23 protein-coding genes and 4 tRNA genes are annotated in these 19,256 nt (G+C 43.9%); 18 read left to right on the forward strand and 9 right to left on the reverse strand.

Features of this window, described 5'->3' with window-relative positions; all coding sequences use genetic code 11:
* Nucleotides 1-156: transposase (locus L5M17_RS17770; RefSeq protein ID WP_263148747.1), on the reverse strand; the 156-nt coding region annotated here is incomplete at its 3' end.
* A 193-nt stretch (nucleotides 157-349) separates the two neighbouring features.
* On the reverse strand, nucleotides 350-874 hold the full coding sequence (locus L5M17_RS17775; protein ID WP_263148718.1) for a hypothetical protein: 525 nt from the start codon (nucleotides 872-874) through the stop codon (nucleotides 350-352).
* Nucleotides 875-1,147: 273 nt separating this feature from the next.
* On the opposite strand from L5M17_RS17775, the gene L5M17_RS17780 reads away from it, so the two are divergent.
* The 12 genes from L5M17_RS17780 (at nucleotide 1,148) to L5M17_RS17835 (ending at nucleotide 11,696) form a co-directional block, all read left to right on the forward strand.
* Nucleotides 1,148-2,101: a YbgA family protein gene (locus tag L5M17_RS17780; RefSeq protein ID WP_173243591.1), complete on the forward strand. Its 954-nt coding sequence runs from the start codon at nucleotides 1,148-1,150 to the stop codon at nucleotides 2,099-2,101.
* 60 nt (nucleotides 2,102-2,161) lie between these two features.
* Complete coding sequence (locus L5M17_RS17785; RefSeq protein WP_168823024.1) at nucleotides 2,162-3,193, forward strand: MerR family transcriptional regulator; 1,032 nt, start codon at nucleotides 2,162-2,164, stop codon at nucleotides 3,191-3,193.
* Nucleotides 3,180-4,682, forward strand: coding sequence for a deoxyribodipyrimidine photo-lyase (gene phrB, locus L5M17_RS17790; protein ID WP_263148719.1), 1,503 nt, complete (start codon nucleotides 3,180-3,182; stop codon nucleotides 4,680-4,682). The genes L5M17_RS17785 and phrB overlap by 14 nt, the downstream gene beginning before the upstream one ends.
* 23 nt (nucleotides 4,683-4,705) lie before the next feature.
* Entirely contained in the window at nucleotides 4,706-5,152 is a 447-nt protein-coding gene (locus L5M17_RS17795) for a nuclear transport factor 2 family protein (protein WP_263148720.1), read from the forward strand.
* The gene (locus L5M17_RS17800) at nucleotides 5,152-5,952 is read left to right on the forward strand and encodes an SDR family NAD(P)-dependent oxidoreductase (protein ID WP_028761305.1); all 801 of its coding nucleotides are present in this window, start codon (nucleotides 5,152-5,154) and stop codon (nucleotides 5,950-5,952) included. The genes L5M17_RS17795 and L5M17_RS17800 overlap by 1 nt, the downstream gene beginning before the upstream one ends.
* Nucleotides 5,949-7,199: an NAD(P)/FAD-dependent oxidoreductase gene (locus tag L5M17_RS17805; RefSeq protein WP_263148721.1), complete on the forward strand. Its 1,251-nt coding sequence runs from the start codon at nucleotides 5,949-5,951 to the stop codon at nucleotides 7,197-7,199. Before L5M17_RS17800 ends, L5M17_RS17805 begins: the two co-directional genes overlap by 4 nt.
* On the forward strand, nucleotides 7,196-8,020 hold the full coding sequence (locus tag L5M17_RS17810; RefSeq protein ID WP_173497573.1) for a DUF1365 domain-containing protein: 825 nt from the start codon (nucleotides 7,196-7,198) through the stop codon (nucleotides 8,018-8,020). Before L5M17_RS17805 ends, L5M17_RS17810 begins: the two co-directional genes overlap by 4 nt.
* A gap of 1 nt (nucleotide 8,021) precedes the next feature.
* Nucleotides 8,022-9,296, forward strand: a complete 1,275-nt coding sequence (locus L5M17_RS17815; RefSeq protein ID WP_263148722.1) for an SAM-dependent methyltransferase — start codon at nucleotides 8,022-8,024, stop codon at nucleotides 9,294-9,296.
* 91 nt (nucleotides 9,297-9,387) lie between these two features.
* Nucleotides 9,388-9,969 carry a DUF2878 domain-containing protein gene (locus L5M17_RS17820; RefSeq protein ID WP_263148723.1) on the forward strand — a complete coding sequence of 194 codons (582 nt, stop codon included), beginning with the start codon at nucleotides 9,388-9,390 and terminating at the stop codon, nucleotides 9,967-9,969.
* Between the two features lie 94 nt (nucleotides 9,970-10,063).
* A complete protein-coding gene (locus L5M17_RS17825; protein ID WP_263148724.1) occupies nucleotides 10,064-10,678 on the forward strand; it encodes a chalcone isomerase family protein in 615 nt (204 codons plus the stop codon).
* Nucleotides 10,666-11,211, forward strand: coding sequence for a DUF3833 domain-containing protein (locus L5M17_RS17830; RefSeq protein WP_105251860.1), 546 nt, complete (start codon nucleotides 10,666-10,668; stop codon nucleotides 11,209-11,211). Before L5M17_RS17825 ends, L5M17_RS17830 begins: the two co-directional genes overlap by 13 nt.
* A gap of 257 nt (nucleotides 11,212-11,468) precedes the next feature.
* Nucleotides 11,469-11,696, forward strand: coding sequence for a hypothetical protein (locus L5M17_RS17835; RefSeq protein ID WP_131523646.1), 228 nt, complete (start codon nucleotides 11,469-11,471; stop codon nucleotides 11,694-11,696).
* Between the two features lie 83 nt (nucleotides 11,697-11,779).
* On the opposite strand, the gene L5M17_RS17840 is transcribed toward L5M17_RS17835, so the two are convergent.
* Nucleotides 11,780-12,124 (reverse strand): DUF3634 family protein, encoded by a 345-nt coding sequence (locus tag L5M17_RS17840; protein WP_105251862.1) that lies wholly within the window; start codon nucleotides 12,122-12,124, stop codon nucleotides 11,780-11,782.
* Nucleotides 12,125-12,277: 153 nt separating this feature from the next.
* Here L5M17_RS17840 and L5M17_RS17845 point away from each other — a divergent pair, with 153 nt between their 5' ends.
* Entirely contained in the window at nucleotides 12,278-12,463 is a 186-nt protein-coding gene (locus L5M17_RS17845; RefSeq protein WP_105251863.1) for a hypothetical protein, read from the forward strand.
* A gap of 435 nt (nucleotides 12,464-12,898) precedes the next feature.
* On the opposite strand, the gene L5M17_RS17850 is transcribed toward L5M17_RS17845, so the two are convergent.
* The 4 genes from L5M17_RS17850 to L5M17_RS17865 all read right to left on the reverse strand — a co-directional run bounded on the left by L5M17_RS17850 (nucleotide 12,899) and on the right by L5M17_RS17865 (nucleotide 13,943).
* Nucleotides 12,899-12,974, reverse strand: a tRNA-Thr gene (locus L5M17_RS17850).
* A 7-nt stretch (nucleotides 12,975-12,981) separates the two neighbouring features.
* Nucleotides 12,982-13,057, reverse strand: a tRNA-Phe gene (locus L5M17_RS17855).
* 700 nt (nucleotides 13,058-13,757) lie between these two features.
* Nucleotides 13,758-13,833: transfer RNA gene (locus L5M17_RS17860), tRNA-Thr, on the reverse strand.
* A gap of 34 nt (nucleotides 13,834-13,867) precedes the next feature.
* Nucleotides 13,868-13,943: transfer RNA gene (locus L5M17_RS17865), tRNA-Phe, on the reverse strand.
* A gap of 389 nt (nucleotides 13,944-14,332) precedes the next feature.
* On the opposite strand from L5M17_RS17865, the gene L5M17_RS17870 reads away from it, so the two are divergent.
* Nucleotides 14,333-14,884, forward strand: coding sequence for a cytochrome b (locus L5M17_RS17870; RefSeq protein WP_263148725.1), 552 nt, complete (start codon nucleotides 14,333-14,335; stop codon nucleotides 14,882-14,884).
* Between the two features lie 4 nt (nucleotides 14,885-14,888).
* Nucleotides 14,889-15,464 (forward strand): YceI family protein, encoded by a 576-nt coding sequence (locus L5M17_RS17875; protein WP_263148726.1) that lies wholly within the window; start codon nucleotides 14,889-14,891, stop codon nucleotides 15,462-15,464.
* Between the two features lie 87 nt (nucleotides 15,465-15,551).
* Here L5M17_RS17875 and L5M17_RS17880 read toward each other — a convergent pair whose 3' ends face one another.
* The gene (locus L5M17_RS17880; RefSeq protein ID WP_006082532.1) at nucleotides 15,552-15,830 is read right to left on the reverse strand and encodes an oxidative damage protection protein; all 279 of its coding nucleotides are present in this window, start codon (nucleotides 15,828-15,830) and stop codon (nucleotides 15,552-15,554) included.
* 2 nt (nucleotides 15,831-15,832) lie between these two features.
* Nucleotides 15,833-16,924, reverse strand: a complete 1,092-nt coding sequence (gene mutY / locus L5M17_RS17885; protein ID WP_263148727.1) for an A/G-specific adenine glycosylase — start codon at nucleotides 16,922-16,924, stop codon at nucleotides 15,833-15,835.
* 200 nt (nucleotides 16,925-17,124) lie between these two features.
* Here mutY and trmB point away from each other — a divergent pair, with 200 nt between their 5' ends.
* From trmB to glsB, 3 genes are read left to right on the forward strand one after another with little or no spacing between them, the layout of a single operon-like run.
* A complete protein-coding gene (gene trmB, locus L5M17_RS17890; RefSeq protein WP_105251866.1) occupies nucleotides 17,125-17,841 on the forward strand; it encodes a tRNA (guanosine(46)-N7)-methyltransferase TrmB in 717 nt (238 codons plus the stop codon).
* Nucleotides 17,842-17,889: 48 nt separating this feature from the next.
* Nucleotides 17,890-18,216 carry a YggL family protein gene (locus tag L5M17_RS17895; RefSeq protein WP_028761293.1) on the forward strand — a complete coding sequence of 109 codons (327 nt, stop codon included), beginning with the start codon at nucleotides 17,890-17,892 and terminating at the stop codon, nucleotides 18,214-18,216.
* The gene (glsB, locus tag L5M17_RS17900; RefSeq protein WP_113939414.1) at nucleotides 18,216-19,130 is read left to right on the forward strand and encodes a glutaminase B; all 915 of its coding nucleotides are present in this window, start codon (nucleotides 18,216-18,218) and stop codon (nucleotides 19,128-19,130) included. The genes L5M17_RS17895 and glsB overlap by 1 nt, the downstream gene beginning before the upstream one ends.
* Nucleotides 19,131-19,256: the final 126 nt, after the last annotated feature.

Raw genomic sequence — 19,256 nt, forward strand, 5'->3', positions numbered from 1 at the left:
TTCTGGCACATCGCGCCAAGGGCAACCGACCCGCATCCGATACAAAATGCCTTCGAAAGTATTTCTGTGTTCGGGCTTGTCATATACGCGGCCCGTTTTAAGCATCAATCTGATTAGCTTTGACCAGTACTCGTCTGTTAACATTGTTCTTGGCATGATGGGTTGTCATGGTTAGTTTTTGGCGAAAGTAATTATACCAGCCCATCATGCTGTCTAATAATCCATCACGAAAGATCAACAAGCCCTAGTTTTAAATGATTAGACTGATATTTCACCGAAAAAATACACTCTGTATCCCACCTGTTACTTCCTTCACTGCCTATTTTTTCCTTTGCGGGTCATTTCTTCGTTAGCTGTAATACACCTCGGGCTCGATACGACGTTGCCGCTCTTCATTTTTCTCCGATGATTCTTTAATCAGATCCAATTTTTGCGCTTGCAGTAATTCTAGTTGCTTGGCTTTTTGTTCTTCAGATAGATTTTTATCGGCGGCAACCTTCGCCATTTCTTCATCTATCTTATTAATTTTATCCCTATCGACTCCTGTACGGTTATCTAAAATAGCCTGCATGGCTTTGTCCAACCTGTTGATGCTTTTGTCTGGTTCAGGCGTGCCTGCAATGGCTTGCACATTACCCGTGTAGCCTTGTTTAGCGTTAGGGGCCAGATGGCTATAGGTATCGGCAGTCGTTACCGATGCTGCAGAGGAGAGCGTTACAGTATCTTGGCTTATTGATGACGTTAGATTCGCAGCCGTCATTGAATTTGCACGAGTTCCTAGGCCATTTGTGCTCGGCTCGATTTGCTTGAGTGGCACATTGGCATAACTTTTCGCAAAGGTATTGGTATAACTATTAGGGTTAATTGTGCTCATATCCGACTCCTTTATATATGAATCTGTCCCTTGGTCACTTGCGGTTTAAAATGTTGAGCGGTTAACTAATGGGTGTTGCTGGACGTTTCAATATTATCTGATGACAACTTTGCAATTTGAATTAGCAAGTTATAGGCCAAGTTAGGTTTATTTGTGGTTGATTTATCAGGAGTCACTGTTAAACGATACTTTTAAAAAATATTTATACAAAAACTTGATCCTTGTACAACTATGGTCCGTAATTAAAGACATAGTGATACAAGGAGCCTACTTATGTACAAGTTTAACCCGCAGCGAATTCAGATTGGGATCAGCGCTTGTCTATTGGGGGAGAAAGTTCGTTTTGATGGCGGACATAAAAATTCGACCTATTGTAATCAAGAGATTAAGCAATTTTTCGATTATGTGCCCATCTGTCCTGAAATGGCGATTGGCTTAGGTGCCCCCCGGAAAAGTATCCGACTAGTCCGTGATGGGGAAACCATCTTAGTTCAGAGTGGTGACGGTAGCTTAGATGTGACCGATAAGCTCAATGAATACAGCGAAAACAAGGTTGAAGAGCTCGATTTCCTTGGCGGATACTTGCTTTGCGCTAAGTCGCCAACCTGCGGCATGGAGCGGGTAACAGAGTATAAAATTGGCACTAACAATGGTTCTAAGTCTGGCATTGGTGTATTTGCTCGCAAGTTGATGGAACGATATCCACTATTGCCCGTGGAAGAAGAAGGCCGCTTGCATGACATGGTGCTGCGGGAGAACTTTTTCACCCGCGTTTATGCCTATCACGATTGGCACCTGATGAAACATGAAGGGCTGACTAAGCATAAGTTAGTGAAGTTTCATTCCCGCTATAAATACCTATTAATGGCACACAGCCCGACATGGTATCGCGAGCTTGGGCCGATAGTGGCCAATATTGAGGATCTTGAGCAAAGCGCGACCCGCTACTTTGAAGGCTTTATGACGGCGCTGAAAATTAATGCGACCCGTAAAAATCATACTAGTACGCTGCAGCATATTCAGGGTTACTTTAAAAAGCATTTGAGCAAAGAGCAAAAGATAGAACTGTCTGAAACGATTATGAAATATCGCCAAGGTCTATTGCCGTTATTAGTACCTATCACGCTCATTAACCATTATTTACGCGAATTTCCAACACCTTATATTGAAGAGCAAGTGTACTTAAACCCTCATCCTGAGGCGTTAAAGCTGCGCTATGCCTATTAACGTTTACCTAATCGCATTCAGTTGATTTTAGCTTTTGATTTAGTGAGTTATTACTGAAATATGAAACAAACTATAGAGAACACGGCCCACACAGAACCCAATGGTGAGATATTACTCCCCATCGGTGAAGTGTCGGCCTTAACGGGCGTGAATGCCGTGACCTTAAGGGCATGGCAGCGCCGTTTTGGCTTAGTGATCCCTGCACGTACACCCAAGGGACACAGATTATATACGAGCGAAAATATCCAAGAAATCCATGAGATTAATGCATGGCTAGCTAAAGGTGTTGCGATCAGTAAGGTTAAACCTTTGCTGATGAGTGCTGCTAAATCTTCATTTACAGAAATAGTTCAAACTCAAGCCATTGATTTATGGTGCGAGCAAGTCACTGCGCTCAATACGGCATTATTCGATTTCAATCAGCACAAATTACAGCAGATATTAGATGATGCATTTGGCTTATATCCTTTCCAATTGGTGAAAGAAAAGTTGCTACAACCTTGGCTTAATCAACTCGAGGACTTAGTGAATGAGCGGCTTGATGCCGAGTTAATTATTGCTTGGTTAAAGAGCGAGTTACTTAACCGAGTGGGTGGACGTCATGCCTTTAATGGACAGGCCGTGACGGCGAGAATCGCTGTGGTGAGTCTATCCCGTGGGGTACATACCTCGCTTAATTCCACCCGCACTAACATTTTGTTTTCTCTACTTCTATCGCTCGAGTTAGCGTCGCTGCGGGTATCGGTTATTGATCTTGGCGAGCAAGCCATGGGCAGTTTACCTTTGCTGCGAGGCAGGCTTAACGTCGATGCACTTTTGCTTATTCCCGACTCAAATCATTCGGGTTCTGAACAGACTGAAATGCTGACTGTATTGGAACAAATGACTTTCCCATGCTGGTTTATGGGGCCTTTTGCGCCAACGTTAAGCTTTTTATCTGCTTTTTTGGCGTCTTCGACGACGGACTTGATTGGGAAAATGCCATCTCGTTTAGCGGGGAAGGTGAATAGAAGTCGTAAGCACAGTGGAAAGATGAATACCGTGAATCAAAGCGAGCAGATAAATAGCGAGAAAAACAATGACATTAGCTAACGATTCAATGCAAATAGATTCAATTCCAATAAAAGTGCAGGGCAATAATGCACTGATGTGGTTTCGCCAAGATTTACGCCTTGCCGATAATCAGGCGTTAACCGCAGCCTGTGATTGGGCGCGGGAGAATGGCGTGGCACTTAAGGCGATTTATATCGCTACACCAACCCAGTGGCAGCGCCATGACGTTGCGCCAATTCAGTTGGATTTTATCGAACGTCATATCAATTTACTTGCCCAAGGACTGGCGAGTCTTGGTATTGGATTCGAGTTAATTCAGTTAGATACCTTTGCTGATGTACCTGAGTTTATCGGTCACTATTGTCAGCAACAGGGGATTGGTAGAGTGTTTGCTGGTCGCGAGCCTGAGATTAACGAGCAACTGCGCGACCAGGCCTGTATTCAGGCGGGTATTCCTCTAGTATTAACCGAAGAACACTGTTTGCTTAAGCCGGGTACTGTGCTGAATTTGTCCGGCGACATGTACAAGGTTTTCACTCCTTTTAGCCGTAAGTGGCGAGAAATTGCCGCCCGCCATGCCATTTTGCCGCTTCCTGTTCCGGCGCCACTTGGACCTGTGTTGGCCGAGCCAAAGCCGCTTTTGTTTAACAATGTCACTAAAGTGTCGAGTGAACTTTGGGCTGCGGGAGAAGGGCAGGCAAAGCGTTTGCTCTCGGCATTTATTCAGCAGAAAGTGCAGGATTATAAGCAAGATAGGGATTTCCCCGCCATTGATGGCACTAGTTCAATTTCACCCTATCTGGCCATTGGTGTGGTTAGCCCAAGACAATGCGTTGCCGCGCTGCTGCATCAATTCCCTGAGGTGATTGTCGACGACACTAGCCCTGCTCGTACTTGGTTAAATGAGCTTACTTGGCGTGAGTTTTACCGTCATTTGCTGGTGGCATTTCCCGATTTATCTAAGAATCACAATTTCAATCGTCAAGCCGACCATGTGCTGTGGCGCAATAACCCGCAGGAGTTTGCTGCTTGGTGTGAAGGTCGTACTGGCTATCCGATTGTGGATGCGGCAATGCGCCAGCTCAATCAAACGGGTTGGATGCACAATCGGCTGCGTATGGTGGTGGCGAGTTTCCTGACTAAACATCTGCTGATTGACTGGCGCTGGGGCGAGCGCTATTTCCGCCAAAAACTGATTGATGGTGACTTAGCCGCGAATAATGGCGGCTGGCAGTGGTCTGCGGGTTGTGGCTGCGATGCTCAGCCTTATTTCCGTATTTTTAATCCTATAAGCCAGAGTGAAAAGTTTGATCCAGATGGCAGCTTTATCCGTAAGTATTTACCAGAGCTTGCATCTTGGGGAATTAAGCAATTACATCAACCCAGTACAGCGCAGACACCGTCCTTGTTTGAACCGCCGTTATTCAACACTCAAACGGCTTATCCAAGTGCGATTGTCGAGCACAGTGCAGCAAGAGCAAGGGCATTAACCGTATTAGGCGTATTGAAAAAGGCCACGGCCCAATAAATAGGATCAGGAGCAATAACAAGATGATAAACCAAGCGACTACTGAGACTAATACGCTTGTTGATGATTTTATTCAGCTTTATCAAGCTTTGAATAAAGATAATTTGCATCTGTTAGCTCAGGTTTATGACGACAATATTTGCTTTACCGACCCTATGCATCAAATCACAGGGCTAGCGGCGTTAACTCAGTACTTCGCGAAGTTATATAAGAATGTTAAGCATATTCATTTTGAGATCAAAGAAGTGCAGCAGGATGCGAATCAAGCCGCGCTGTTTTGGCAGATGGAATATAGCCACCCTAAGTTGAATAAAGGCGGACTTATCCGTGTTGATGGCATGAGCCAACTTAAATTCAACGACAAGATTTATTTTCACAGGGATTACTTCGACTTAGGGCAAATGTTGTATGAGCATTTGCCTTGCATGGGCGGGCTTATCCGCTTGCTCAAAGACAGGGCGGCAAAGTAATGGACGCTGTTAAGCCGATGAAAATAAATACAGTGCTGATTACAGGTGCAAGCTCAGGCATTGGGTTGCAACTGGCGCAGGATTATTTGTCCTTAGGTTGGCACGTCATTGCCTGTGGCCGCTCGCTGCAAAGGTTAGAGGCGTTAGCCTTGAATGAACTAGTCGGTGCTACGTTGTTTATCTTCGATATATCCCAGCGCGACCAAGTTCATCAAGCTGGCCAAAATGTAGCTGAGCTATTGGCGAAAACAGATTCTCAGCTCGATTTGGTCATTTTGAATGCGGGCAGTTGTGAATATATTGATGATGCTAAGGCTTTCGATGATGTGTTGTTCGAGCGCGTTATCCATACCAATCTAATTGCAATGGGATATTGCCTCGGGGCATTTTTACCTTTAATGCCTAGGGGTTCACGTATTGGCTTAATGAGTTCTAGTGCTATTTATTTACCTTTCCCTCGCGCTGAAGCTTACGGCGCCTCTAAAGCTGGCGTGCAGTATTTAGCCTCGAGTCTCGCGCTCGATCTTGCCAAGAACGACATAGGCGTGAGCTTGATTTGCCCTGGTTTTGTGGCGACACCATTGACCGCAAAAAATGATTTTTCTATGCCAATGCAAGTGAGTGTACAAACCGCTTCTAAGGCGATACGTAATGGGCTGAAAGGTGGCAAGCGCGAGATCCATTTTCCGCGACGCTTTACTTATCTATTGAAGTTGATGTCGTTTTTACCTGCCTTTGTGTGGCAAAAAATGATTGCAAACGATACTCAAGCCAAGCCGCTAAAGGACAAGAGTTTATGAAAAATATCGCCATCGTCGGCACCGGCATTTCTGGATTAACCTGTGGCCATCTATTAAGTGAGTCGCACAGGGTTACAGTGTTTGAGGCCAATGACTATATCGGCGGCCACACGGCGACAGTCGATGTGGAGCATCAAGGGCAAACCTACGCTATAGACACAGGTTTTATCGTGTTTAATGACAGAACATATCCACGATTTGAACGTTTATTGGCTCGCCTTAATGTCACCATATTACCGACTGAGATGAGTTTTAGCGTGCACAATGCGCTGACTGGGCTTGAATACAACGGCCACAATTTAGGTAGTTTGTTTGCCCAAAAGCGTAACCTCCTGAATCCACGCTTTTGGGCCTTTTTAAAAGAAATTTTGCGCTTCAATAAAGGCTGTAAGGCACTCTATCAACAGGATATTTATCCCGAAGGTAACTTAGGTGATTATTTAGACAATGAACACTTCTCACCATTTTTCGCTGAGCATTACATTTTGCCCATGGGCGCAGCGATTTGGTCTTCGAGCATAGAAGATATGCGCGCGTTTTCGTTGAAGTTTTTTATTCGTTTCTTCCAGCACCATGGTTTATTAAATGTCAGTGATAGACCCCAGTGGTATGTGCTAAAGGGGGGCTCGCGTAGCTATATTCCTGATCTTATTGCGCCCTTTAAAGACAATATCCGCCTTAACTCACCCGTGACAGGTATTGAGCGCCATGGCAATGGGGTGAAGTTACAAGTTCACGGTGAATGGTTGGAATTTGATGAGGTGATTTTAGCCTGTCATAGTGACCAAGCACTGCGGATGTTAAACGATCCTACGCCAACAGAACGCGCCATTTTAGGCGACCTCAGCTACCAGAATAACGATGTGGTGCTGCACATGGATACACGTATTTTACCGAAGCGAAAAGCCGCTTGGGCGAGTTGGAATTATAGGTTAGATGGTAACCTAAAACGTCCAGCGTCAGTGACTTATAACATGAACATACTGCAACAGTTGCCAGCCAATGCGCCGACCTTTTGTGTCACCTTGAATCAGTCAGAGTTGATTGATGAGGCGAAAGTGATACGCCGCTTCAATTATGCCCACCCAGTGTTTAACGAAGCCAGTCTTAAGGCTCAGGGCCGCCGTGAGGAAATATCCGGGCAAAATCATACCCATTTTGCTGGCGCCTATTGGCACAATGGTTTCCATGAAGATGGCGTTCGCAGTGCACTTGATGTGTGTGCCCATTTTGGTGTCAGCCTATGACAGGTTTAAATGTGACAGGTCTAAATATGACAGAGCTCAATAGCGGTATTTATTACGGCACTGTATCCCACAGCCGTTTTACGCCGATTAAACATAGTTTTAGTTATGCCATGGCGCTGTTGGCGATTGATTTAGATGAAGTCGATAAGATCAGTGCCATGGGGCGAGTTTTTGCCAGCCAGCGCCACGCTTTACTGAGATTCAATCCTAAAGACTATTTAACTTCTTTTACGACTACATCCAATGACAGCGGTGAAGTGGCTGTTGTCGATCCAAGCGCAGCTGCACTCAAGAGTCGCGTATTGACTCAAGTGGCAGCGTTAGGCGCAGATAAACTGTGCGATCGAGTTTTGTTTGTGGGTCAGATCCGTCATTTTGGCGTGTATTTTAGCCCAGTAAATTTCTACTTTTGTTATCAAGATCAAACGCCTTTATACATGTTGGCCGAGGTGAGTAACACGCCTTGGGATCAGCGCCATTGCTATTTAGTCGATTTAGCCGCGCCCAAACCTTCTGACAAAGTGTTTCACGTGTCTCCCTTTATGACTCTCGATATGCGTTATCTCTGGCATGTGTCTGCGCCGAGTGAAGACTTAAACATTGGTATTGAAAACAAGTCGATGCAAGAGAATGGCAAAAAACTGTTTAATGCCAATTTAGTGATGAAACGCCAACCGATAACGGCGGCCAATTTACGGACGCTTTTGTTTCGCTTCCCTTTTATGACTCTCAAGATCTTCTTCGGGATTTATTGGCAAGCGCTAAAACTCTTTTTTAAACGTGTGCCCTTTGTGCCGCATCCAGCTCAGATGGAGAAATAACATGGAAAATACGGCTTCGCAAACCTCAGTCACCACAGGGAAACTGCCCGACAGTATTGCGCGTAAAGTCTTGCTTAAGGCGCTGGAAAGTCTCCCACATGGCTGCTTGACCTTGGTTGAGGGCGACAAGAGTTATCGTTTTGGTGAGAGTCATACCGACTTGCACGCCACGCTTGTGGTTAAACACCCGAGTTTTTATCGTCAAATCATGCTTTCAGGCTCCATTGGTGCGGGTGAAGGTTATATTCAAGGCCATTGGACGAGCCCTGATCTCACCAAAGTCGTACAACTGTTTGCCCGTAATTTAGCCTTACTCGATAAGATTGAAGCCAAATTCTCTTGGTTAACTGGCTCGATAAACCGTGTGAAGCATGTGCTGAATCGCAATTCTCAAGAGGGCTCAAAGCGGAATATTCTCGCCCACTATGATTTGGGTAATGCTATGTATGAGCAATTCCTCGACCGTGAAATGTTGTATTCGAGTGCGCTTTATCCCCATGAGGAAGCCAGTTTGCAGGAAGCACAGTTGTTTAAGCTGATGACTATTTGTGAGCGGCTGGATTTACAGCCGGGTCAAACCTTGCTTGAGATTGGTACAGGTTGGGGCGCGCTGGCTATTTATGCGGCTAAGCATTATGGCGTGCACGTGACAACAACAACGATTTCAGATGCGCAATACGCCTATACCAAAGCCCGTGTCGAACGCGAAGGGCTAAGCGATAAAGTGACGCTGCTGACAGAGGACTATCGCAATCTCACTGGGGAATACGACAGGGTTGTTTCTATCGAGATGATTGAAGCGGTAGGGCATGAGTATTTGCCAGGCTTCTTTAAAAAGCTGGAAACATTGTTAAAACCCAATGGGCGCATGCTGCTACAGGCGATAACGATTGCCGATCAACGTTATGACAGCTATCGCAAAAGTGTGGATTTTATTCAGCGTTATATTTTCCCCGGAGGCTGCTTACCTTCAGTTAGCCAAATGGTCGGTCACATTGCCAAACAGACGGACATGGTGGTCTGGTCGCTCAATGATATGGGGCTCGATTACGCTAAAACCTTAAAACATTGGCATGAGAATTTTGATCATGCGATAGGCGAAATCCAAGCTTTAGGTTATGGCGATGATTTTATTCGGATGTGGAAATTTTACCTAAGTTATTGTGAAGGTGGATTTTTAGAACGTACCACAAGCACTGTGCATTTAGTGGCTGTGCGTCCGGACTATCGCATTGCTAGCCATCATCTCCCAAGCAATAGCCCTAATGCGACGTAATTTGTTTTGATTAAGCAGTCACTTTAGTGGAAATAACCATTTTCGTTGGAATGAGCCGCTTTGTTTGCAGCAAGATAAAAGTGAGGCAAAGATGAAGTTCATGTTAGCTAACTCTCGGGTTCCTTTTAAACATCAGGGCTTTATTCTCTATAACGCCTTGAGTTTTCAGGCTGTGTGGTGGTCTAGCGTACTTTGGCTTAACACCTCACTGTTGTTAACTATCCCTTTGTTATTATTTCACTTTATCCTGCTAGCTTCCTTAGGTAAGCACGAGTATCGCAAAGTGGATTTGCTATTGATGCTAAAGGTTGCAGCCTTAGGAATAGGCGTAGATACCGTACTCTCTGTTTTAGGGGTGTTTGAGTTTGCTCTTTTCCCTTGGTGGCTTGGTTGCCTGTGGCTGCATTTTGCTTTGACCCTGAATCATAGTTTGGCCTTTATGCGACCTTTACCGCTGATATTTCAGGCGTTACTCGGGGGCATATTTGGTGGGTTAAGCTATTTGGCTGGCGCACAATTTAATGCTGTGAGTTTGCCCTATGGCAATGTTATTTCTGCTGTGATGTTATTTTTGGTTTGGCTAGTCTTACTGCCATTTTTAATCCAACTTGCTAATCCCTATGGATTTAATCGAAGCACTAAAGCGCGTTCTTTTACTGTATTTGGGCGTTAATTATTGAGTTGTAGGAATTGATCGCGGTTAAGTCATTATGCCGTTTTTAGTTAAGTACCTGTTGTAAGACATCATGCAGTAAAAGGGGGATCCCATGTCGTCAGTTCGTAATCGTAGCCCAAATCTTGGTTTTTCATTTTTGAATTCAAGCTGCTTAAGTCTATTGGCCCTCAGTTTATTGGCCGCACCTTTAAAAGCGTTAGAGGCGAAAACGCCTGATTTTGAAAACATTACTATCGAACTGAATGATGCCGCCGATGTGACGCAGACTTTTCAGGAAGTGGGCCGCGGAGAAATGGATTGGCTGTGGTTTAGTTTGTATAAGGCCAGACTGATGACGGTAAATGGCCGTTATCAACAGGGGCAATATCCTCTGCTGCTAGATATTGAATATTATCGAGATATTGAGTCAGAGGATTTGCTCGAAGCGACAAAAGATCAATGGCAGCATCTAGCGTTTGCCGAAAATGATATCCAACGTTGGTTGGGTTTATTAAATGCGACTTGGCCCGATGTGAAGCAGGGCGACCATTTAAGTTTTAAGGTGATAGATGGACAAACGAGTCAGTTTTTCTTTAATCATCAACCACTCGACATTATCCATGATGCTAATTTTGCTGAGGCATTTTTAGCGATTTGGTTATCGAAAGCCACTAGTCGTCCTAGTTTGCGGGCGCAATTACTCGGAGAAAAACCATGCGATTGTTGAAACGGCTTGTCGGCCGAAAGTTATTTTTAGGTTTAATAATGATAGGGCTGTTGTCGAGTTGTTCATCGGTGGAAGTGACTGATTATAAAGATACTCATCCGACATTGGTTTTGGAGTCATTTTTTAATGGACCATTAAAAGCCTCTGGGGTCGTACAAGATTTTAGTGGCAAAGTAATCCGCAAATTCAATGTCATTATGGAAGCCAGTTGGCAGGGAAGTGAGGGGGTCATTAATGAATGGTTTGTGTATGATGATGGTGAAACTCAAACTCGTGTGTGGCGCATCAAGGCACTAGGGGAAGGGCGATACTCAGGAACTGCAGGTGACATTATCGGGACTGCCGATGGCCAATCTAGCGGCAGTGCGCTACGTTGGAAATACGATATGTTATTGCCTGTGGATGGTGAGGAATATCAAGTTCATTTCGACGATTGGATGTTCTTAGTGAATGATAATACCATTATAAATCAGAGTGATATTATTAAGTTTGGCATCACAGTTGCTAAAGTCACTTTAGTTATTCAAAAATAGTTTCAGCAATTTTTAGTTAAGTTGGCTTACCCCAGCTTGTCTTGGATTAACTCTGTTGATTAAGACTTAAATTGGCTTAAACAGTATAGCTTGGCTAATAACCCCCTTTTTTCTGCATTAAAGTGTGGAAGTCAAACCAAAGTTGCAGCTAGGCATTTTTGCTAGTGGCATAAGCGATATATGGGGGTAAGGTTATTGCAACCCATTGTTTAAATTTAATTAATTTGAGCTTAAGTCTAAATGGATAGGGGTAGTCGATGAATAAACACGTTGTTTTATGGGGAGTATTTTTTAGTCTGTCGTTAACTGCTTGTTCATCTTTTGACTTTAAGTTTGAGGATCATTCTGAGAAACAAGTCGATCCTCATCAACCCGCAAGCGATCCTATGGTGCAAGATAATGAACGTCGTATTCGAGATGCGAGAAAAGACGGGCAGTTAGAATCCGATTTTCTAAAACCTAGGTATCCAGTTAAGTTTAAATAAGAAAATGCCTTAGGAACTCACTGCAACCTCAATACTTAACTATCAATAGCAAGTATTAAGGTTGCTAGGGGAGAGGCGAAGAACTAACCCGCTTGACGACTGTTATCTATCGATTTTTTGTCATAATATTCAAACGGAAACAGATTACGAATCCTTTGCTTTACATTGTCACTCACGTTGGCAGAAATATGTAAGCGTACATCTCCTGATTTTTCAGCCCTAACAGTACAAGTCAGTTTTTCGGTTTTAGCGATTTGGCGGCATTCCCGTTCGAATCGTTCGGGGATCTTGCCCTTATGCTGAGTCATACGGCCATCTTTAAAATGCATTTCAAAAATAGTCAGACCTTTCTTGCCACCAAATATCAGTTTGTAAACGAGAAATATACCAATAGCGACAAAAATGAGTTTGAAAATATCGGCTGTCATAACGCCTCCTATCTTATGTTTATAGAACCAAGATACTCCCGAGTTAGTTGTTTTAACAGTGCGCTAACGCGCAATTTTGAATTGGCAATAAAATGATTCCAGCCTAGACTTAACTGGCTAAGGAAAAGTAACCCCTCAGTTAAGGAAAACGCCATGTACTTATCAAATGCAGATCGTTGGTCATTATTGTGTAAGAAGCAAATCGATGTTATCGAAAAACTTGCTACACATTTCCCCGAGAGAAAAGCACATCTAAGTGAGCTCACTCAAGGGTGGCGCCATGTTCAACATCAAGTTCAAGCAGGTGATAGGCCTATGCCACTCGAGCTCATCAAATAAGCACGATTGAGTCATTTGGAACTAGATAGTTTGTATAAGAACGCAAAGCCACTCAATAATGAGTGGCTTTTTTATGTGGCGAATATAAAACTATCATTTATAGGGGTAAAGGATTAAGTGATTGTCTGTTGCATGAAGTCAATACATTATCTTAACGCTCGATTTGAACGCTTATTGTGCCAGTATTGAGGGCGCTATCGTTATTACTGAGGGAAGTTCGTTGTGTTTTGCTTTGAAACACTTCAAATTTCAGATACAAAAAAGCCACTCATTGAGTGGCTTCATTGTTTATATGGTGCCGGCACCAAGAGTCGAACTCGGGACCTACTGGCGTTATCGAGAGTAAGTCAGTTGCGATTCAATATTGATGACGGGTGTTTTTATTCAAACGACAGATACAAAAAAGCCACTCAGTGAGTGGCTTTTTTGTTTATATGGTGCCGGCACCAAGAGTCGAACTCGGGACCTACTGATTACAAGTCAGTTGCTCTACCAACTGAGCTATGCCGGCTAAATTGTGGTGCCCGAACCCGGAATCGAACCAGGGACACGAGGATTTTCAATCCTCTGCTCTACCGACTGAGCTATTCGGGCAACTAACTAAGCGTTAGTTAACTACTTCAAACTAAGTCGTAAAGACCTTGTTCGTTCGAAGTGCGCGTATAATATAGTGCTCGCTTTGGCTGTGCAAGCCCTTTTTAAATGACTGATTAACTATTAAACAAAAATCGAACATTTATTTGATTCTTCCACTTTTCTCATATTGAGTCGCTGAAAGTTTCAGCACTTTAACGCCAGTAGGTGTTCCTTATGGCTGTTTATCCTAACTTCCTCATTCATTTATCTGCTATTGGGGAGATAAAAATTAAGGTTTAAGCTCATCTATTGCAAGCAAAGGGCAGTGGCACACTTTGGGTATTGTCGAGCTTTGATTGATGGCTGATATTTATGGGATGTAACTAAGCGGAGCAACTAAGAGTAAGCGAGTGGCTTCATTGTTTTATATAGTGCCGGCGGCACCAAGAGTCGAACTCGGGACTTATTGGTATTATTAAGAGTAAGTCAGTTGTGATTGACCACAGACTTTGTTGGTTATTATTCAAATTTCAGATACAAAAAAGCCACTCATTGAGTGGCTTCGTTGCTTTATATGGTGCCGGCACCAAGAGTCGAACTCGGAACCTACTGGTATTATCAAGAGTAAGTCAGTTGCGATTGACCACAGACTTTGTGAGTTATTATTCAAATTTCAGATACAAAAAAACCACTCATTGAGTGGTTTCATTGTTTTATATGGTGCCGGCACCAAGAGTCGAACTCGGGACCTACTGATTACAAGTCAGTTGCTCTACCAACTGAGCTATGCCGGCTTAAATCTTTACTGCAATTTTTAGTACAGAATAATGGTGCCCGAACCCGGAATCGAACCAGGGACACGAGGATTTTCAATCCTCTGCTCTACCGACTGAGCTATTCGGGCAACTAAACTAAGCGTTAGTTAACTACTTTGAACTCGTTGGCTAAGCCGCATCGTTCGAAGTGCGGCTATATTAGCTAGGGTGTTTGACCTCTGCAAGTGCTTTTTCCCGATAAATCACTCGTTCGGCTGTTTAATGCACATCTTGAGTGTTTTTTATCTCTTATTTTGCGAATTCAGCTCAATTTCATTCGTTGGCTGTATTTTTCAAGTCAGAGGGATACTGATGTTTACTATAGCTTTGTGCTCACAGATCATGATTTTTGGCTTACTTTCTAAAATTTAGAAAGATATAAGCGATTTTTACTGATTTTAGTTTTTAAATTTAGATTTATGATAATGAATATTATTTCATGGATAGCATGAAGAAAACGCGAGTACGGAGTCGCAGTATGTTTCGAAATAGTCAGTTTGCTTATGGAATTACCGCCATTGTGACCCATTGGTTGAGTGCGTTCGTCGTGATTGGGTTATTTGCAGTCGGTGTGTGGATGGTGGAGTTAACCTACTACAGTACTTGGTACAAGACTGCGCCGCATCTACATAAAAGTATTGGGATTTTGTTATTGGCGGCGACAATATTTCGTTTGGTATGGCGCTTAGTTAATCCCAAGCCTGTACATGAGGCGAGCCATAAACCGTGGGAAAAGACGGCCGCACATTTGGCGCATTTTATTATTTATATCTTGCTCTTTGTCATCATGACTGCTGGCATTTTAATCTCAACCGCAGATGGCCGTGGTATCTGGGTGTTTGATTGGTTTGAACTACCAGGATTGGGACTTTTGTTTGAAAACCAAGCTGATATTGCGGGTGATATTCACCAATATGCGGCTTACAGTTTGATCGCGCTGGTCGTTATTCACGCCGCGGGCGCATTAAAACATCACTTTATAGATAAAGACACCACTCTACTTAGAATGATTAAATTTAAACGAGGATAATACAATGAAAAAGCAACTGTTAAGCGCACTGATTGGTGTATCTCTATTAGCTCCTGTGGCGGCTTCAGCTGCTGACTATGTGATTGATCATGAAGGCGCTCACGCTTCTATTACATTTAAAGTGAATCACTTAGGTTATAGCTATGTGGTGGGGCGTTTTAATGATTTTAGCGGCGATTTTAGCTACGATGCGGCTAAACCAACTGCGATGAAAGTGAATGTCACAGTGAATACATTAAGTGTCGATTCAAACCATGCTGAGCGTGACAAACATATTCGCGGTGAAGATTTCCTTAATACTGGCAAATTCGCTAACGCGACCTTTGCATCTACTTCGGTGGAAGATAAAGGAAATGGCGATTTAGTGATTAACGGTAACTTAACTTTAAATGGTGTGACTAAAGCATTAGCGATCAAGGCCCATGCTGTGGGTGAAGGTCAGGATCCTTGGGGTGGCTACCGTGCCGGTTTTACGGGCACAACTACCTTTGCGATGAAAGACTTCGGTATCAAGATGGATTTAGGTCCAGCATCTAGCCATGTTGAATTAGATCTAGTGGTTGAAGGCGTGCGTAAGTAACTCTTTATTCTGTCATTTAGATGAACAAAAAGCGCCGAAAGGCGCTTTTTTGTAAGCTTTATACTTAGAGCCGACTAACGACCAGAATTAATCTTGGTCTTTTTCTGGTACAAAACCTTCAATTTCTACTTCTTTACCTTCAAATAGGAAAGAGGTCATTTGTTCTTCAAGAAATTTACGATCATCAACATTCATCATGTTGAGTTTTTTCTCGTTGATCAGCATGGTTTGCTTTTTTTGCCATAGGCCCCAAGCTTCTTTGCTGATGTTATCAAAAATGCGCTTACCTAAATCACCTGGATACAGTTGAAAGTCTAGGCCGTCGGCTTCTTTATTTAAATATACGCAATTGACTGTACGCGCCATGATTATTCCTTACTGACTGCGGATTGAACGAGTGATCCCAAATTGGCTAGCACGCGCTCGGTGGCGGCGGCGAGTCCCACTTTGGAAGGATGACTTATGTTATACCAGAGAGACTGGTTTTGTTCCATGACAGCGCCCACGCTCTCTTTATTGCCGAGGGCTTTATCTAGATTAAGCATCATGGGCTGAATATCTAAATGAAAGTGGCTAAATGTGTGCCTAAAGCTAGTTAACCATTCGAGTTGCTGCGCATCAAACCCTTGCTCTTCAAGATGAGTTTCAAGGGCGGCTTGGGTAGCGAATTCAGGGAAACACCAGAGCCCGCCCCAAATTCCCGCTGGCGGACGTTTAGCTAGAAAGACTTGGTTGTCTTGCATCATCACTAACATCCACGCCGCTTTGGTTGGTATGGTTTTTTTAGGCTTTTTGCCAGGGAAATCGGTTTGTCTGCCAATCAGTTGAGCTTTGCAATCAATCGCTACAGGGCAAGCGGCACAGTTAGGTTTGCTACGAGTGCAAATACTGGCGCCGATATCCATCATGGCTTGATTATATTTCTGAATATCTTGCTGCGGTGTGAAGGCATCCGTCAGTTGCCAAAGTTGCTCTTCAACCGTCTTTTGCCCTGGCCAACCTGCGATAGCCCCATGTCTTGCTAATACACGTTTTACGTTGCCATCGAGAATGGGGTGATGTTGCCCAAGTGACAATGACAATACTGCGCCTGCCGTCGAGCGGCCGATGCCGGGTAGGGCGAGCACTTGTTCAAAATGTGTTGGAAATAATCCCTGATAATCATCGCGGATTATTTTGGCTGCTTTATGCAGATTACGCGCCCTAGCGTAATAGCCAAGACCGGTCCAATGATGTAATACCTCATCGTCTGGCGCGTTAGCAAGTGCTAACACATCGGGGAAACGCGCCATAAATTTAAGATAATAGGGAATAACAGTCGCAACCTGAGTTTGTTGCAGCATGATTTCAGAAACCCATACGCGATATGGGGTTTTATCTTGCTGCCAAGGGAGGGTTTTACGACCGTGATTGTCGTACCAAGAGACGATACGTGTAGCGAAGGAGGCTGTAGATTTCATCGGCGCAGTGTAGCGGCAGTTATCTTCTTAGACAAGCGTCAAAGATAAGTTGGCAAGGGATCTAAAGCTAAAAATCGCTGCTAAATTCGCACTCTTAAATAATCTTGGTATACTTTCGCCCCATTAGTGCTTGCACTGTATGTTGAACTTTGGATAATGCCCTTCTTTTATGATGGTGTTGTCCACTAGACGAGGCAAAAATGAGCGAAGTCACTACCGCTGAATTTAATGAAGAAGGCAAGTATCTGCGCAAGATCAGAAGCTTTGTCCTGAGAGAAGGTCGCCTAACCAAAGGCCAAGCACACGCTATTGAAAGCCAGTGGCCAACAATGGGTTTAGATTACAGCCCAGTGCCATTGGTACTAAGCGACGTTTTTGGTCGTGAAGCTGATACTGTGCTGGAAATTGGCTTTGGCATGGGCGCCTCTTTAGTACAAATGGCTAAAGATGCACCAGAGCAAAATTTCATTGGTATTGAAGTACATAAACCGGGTGTAGGCTCTTGCCTTAGTGATGCCGCCATTGCTGGTGTGACTAATTTACGTGTGTATCATCACGATGCCATGGAAGTATTAGAACATGCGATTGCTGACGGTTCATTAGCCCGAGTGCAATTGTTCTTCCCAGATCCTTGGCATAAAAAACGTCACCATAAACGCCGCATCGTACAAGCTGAATTTGCCGAACTTATTCGTCGCAAGCTAAAAATTGGCGGTGTTTTCCATATGGCCACTGACTGGGAAGAGTACAGCGAGCATATGTTAGAGGTGATGCAAGCCGCTCCGGGTTATCAAAACCAGTCGGCCGACGGCAGTGTGGTACCACGTCCTGACCATCGCCCATTGACAAAGTTTGAAGCCCGCGGCCATAGACTGGGTCACGGTGTATGGGATCTGATGTTTGAGCGTATCGCTTAATCACGAACTCAATTTTAGCTAATTTTAAACACAAAAGGGAAAATCACTATGGCAACTAATCGTAGCCGTCGTTTACGTAAGAAAATGCGCGTTGATGAATTCCAAGAGTTAGGTTTCGATATGGCTTGGACTTTTGATGCATCAGTATCTGAAGCCGATATCGATGCAACTGTAGATAAATTCATCGATGAAGTGATCGAAACCCGTAAATTAGGTTTCCATGGCGGCGGCCACATCGAATGGGAAGGCATTATCGCCACTCAAACGATTGGGAAATGTACCGAAGAAGATATTGCTGCAGTTAAGGCATTCTGGGCGACCCAAAAAGTGTCTCAGGTTGAAGTTAGCGAACTGTACGACATTTGGTGGGGTTAATGCCCGAGTTGGCATTACTTGAGGAAGTGGTCGAGAAAGTTCGACCCTTGCTCGGCCAAGGAAAGGTTGCAAATTATATCCCCGCACTGGCCAGCGTTGATGCTGGCAAATTAGGTATTGCCGTCACGACTGTTGACGGTGAAACTTTAGGTGCGGGCGATTACCTTGAGCCGTTTTCGATTCAAAGTATCTCCAAAGTTTTCAGCTTAACCTTAGCGTTAACTTTATATGAAGAAGCCGAAATCTGGAGCCGTGTTGGCAAAGAACCTTCGGGTCATTCATTCAACTCTTTAGTACAAGTCGAGTTAGAACGTGGCAAGCCGCGCAACCCATTTATCAATGCTGGCGCGTTAGTGATTGCGGACTTATTGCAGAGTCGTTTAGGGGCACCTAAACACAGAATGCTTGAGTTAGTCAGGCAACTAAGCCAAAACGATAAAGTGTGTTTCGATAAACAAGTAGCAGATTCTGAATATCAGCATAGTGCGCGCAATGCGGCTATCGCTTATTTGATGAAGTCGTTTGGTAATTTTCAAGGCGATGTTGATACTGTGCTGCGCACCTATTTTCATTATTGCGCCTTGAAGATGAATTGTGCTGACTTGTCTAAGGCCATGTTGTATTTGGCTAATCGCGGTAAAAGTATCACAGGGACTGAGCTTATCTCTCAAGTGCAAACTCGGCAACTTAACGCTCTGTTGGCAACCTCGGGCTTATACGATGGTGCGGGTGAGTTTGCTTATCGTGTTGGTATGCCAGGTAAAAGTGGCGTCGGCGGCGGTATTATTGCCGTGATCCCTGGAGAACTGTCGATTTGTGTATGGTCGCCAGAACTCGATAATAATGGCAACTCACTTGCGGGCACTGCGATGCTTGAGCATCTAAGTCAGCGTCTCGGTCGTTCTATTTTCTAGTCTTATCTCTCGTTTTTATTAGCACTATCAGACTAAATGTTAGCGAATTTCGCTAATGACCTTTTAGTGCTAAATTTAAAAAATTCAACATAATCATATTTTTATAAAGTTGGCACGTCTCCTGCT

It is taken from the genome of Shewanella sp. SW24, from assembly GCF_025653395.1.
Classification (GTDB): domain Bacteria; phylum Pseudomonadota; class Gammaproteobacteria; order Enterobacterales; family Shewanellaceae; genus Shewanella; species Shewanella oncorhynchi.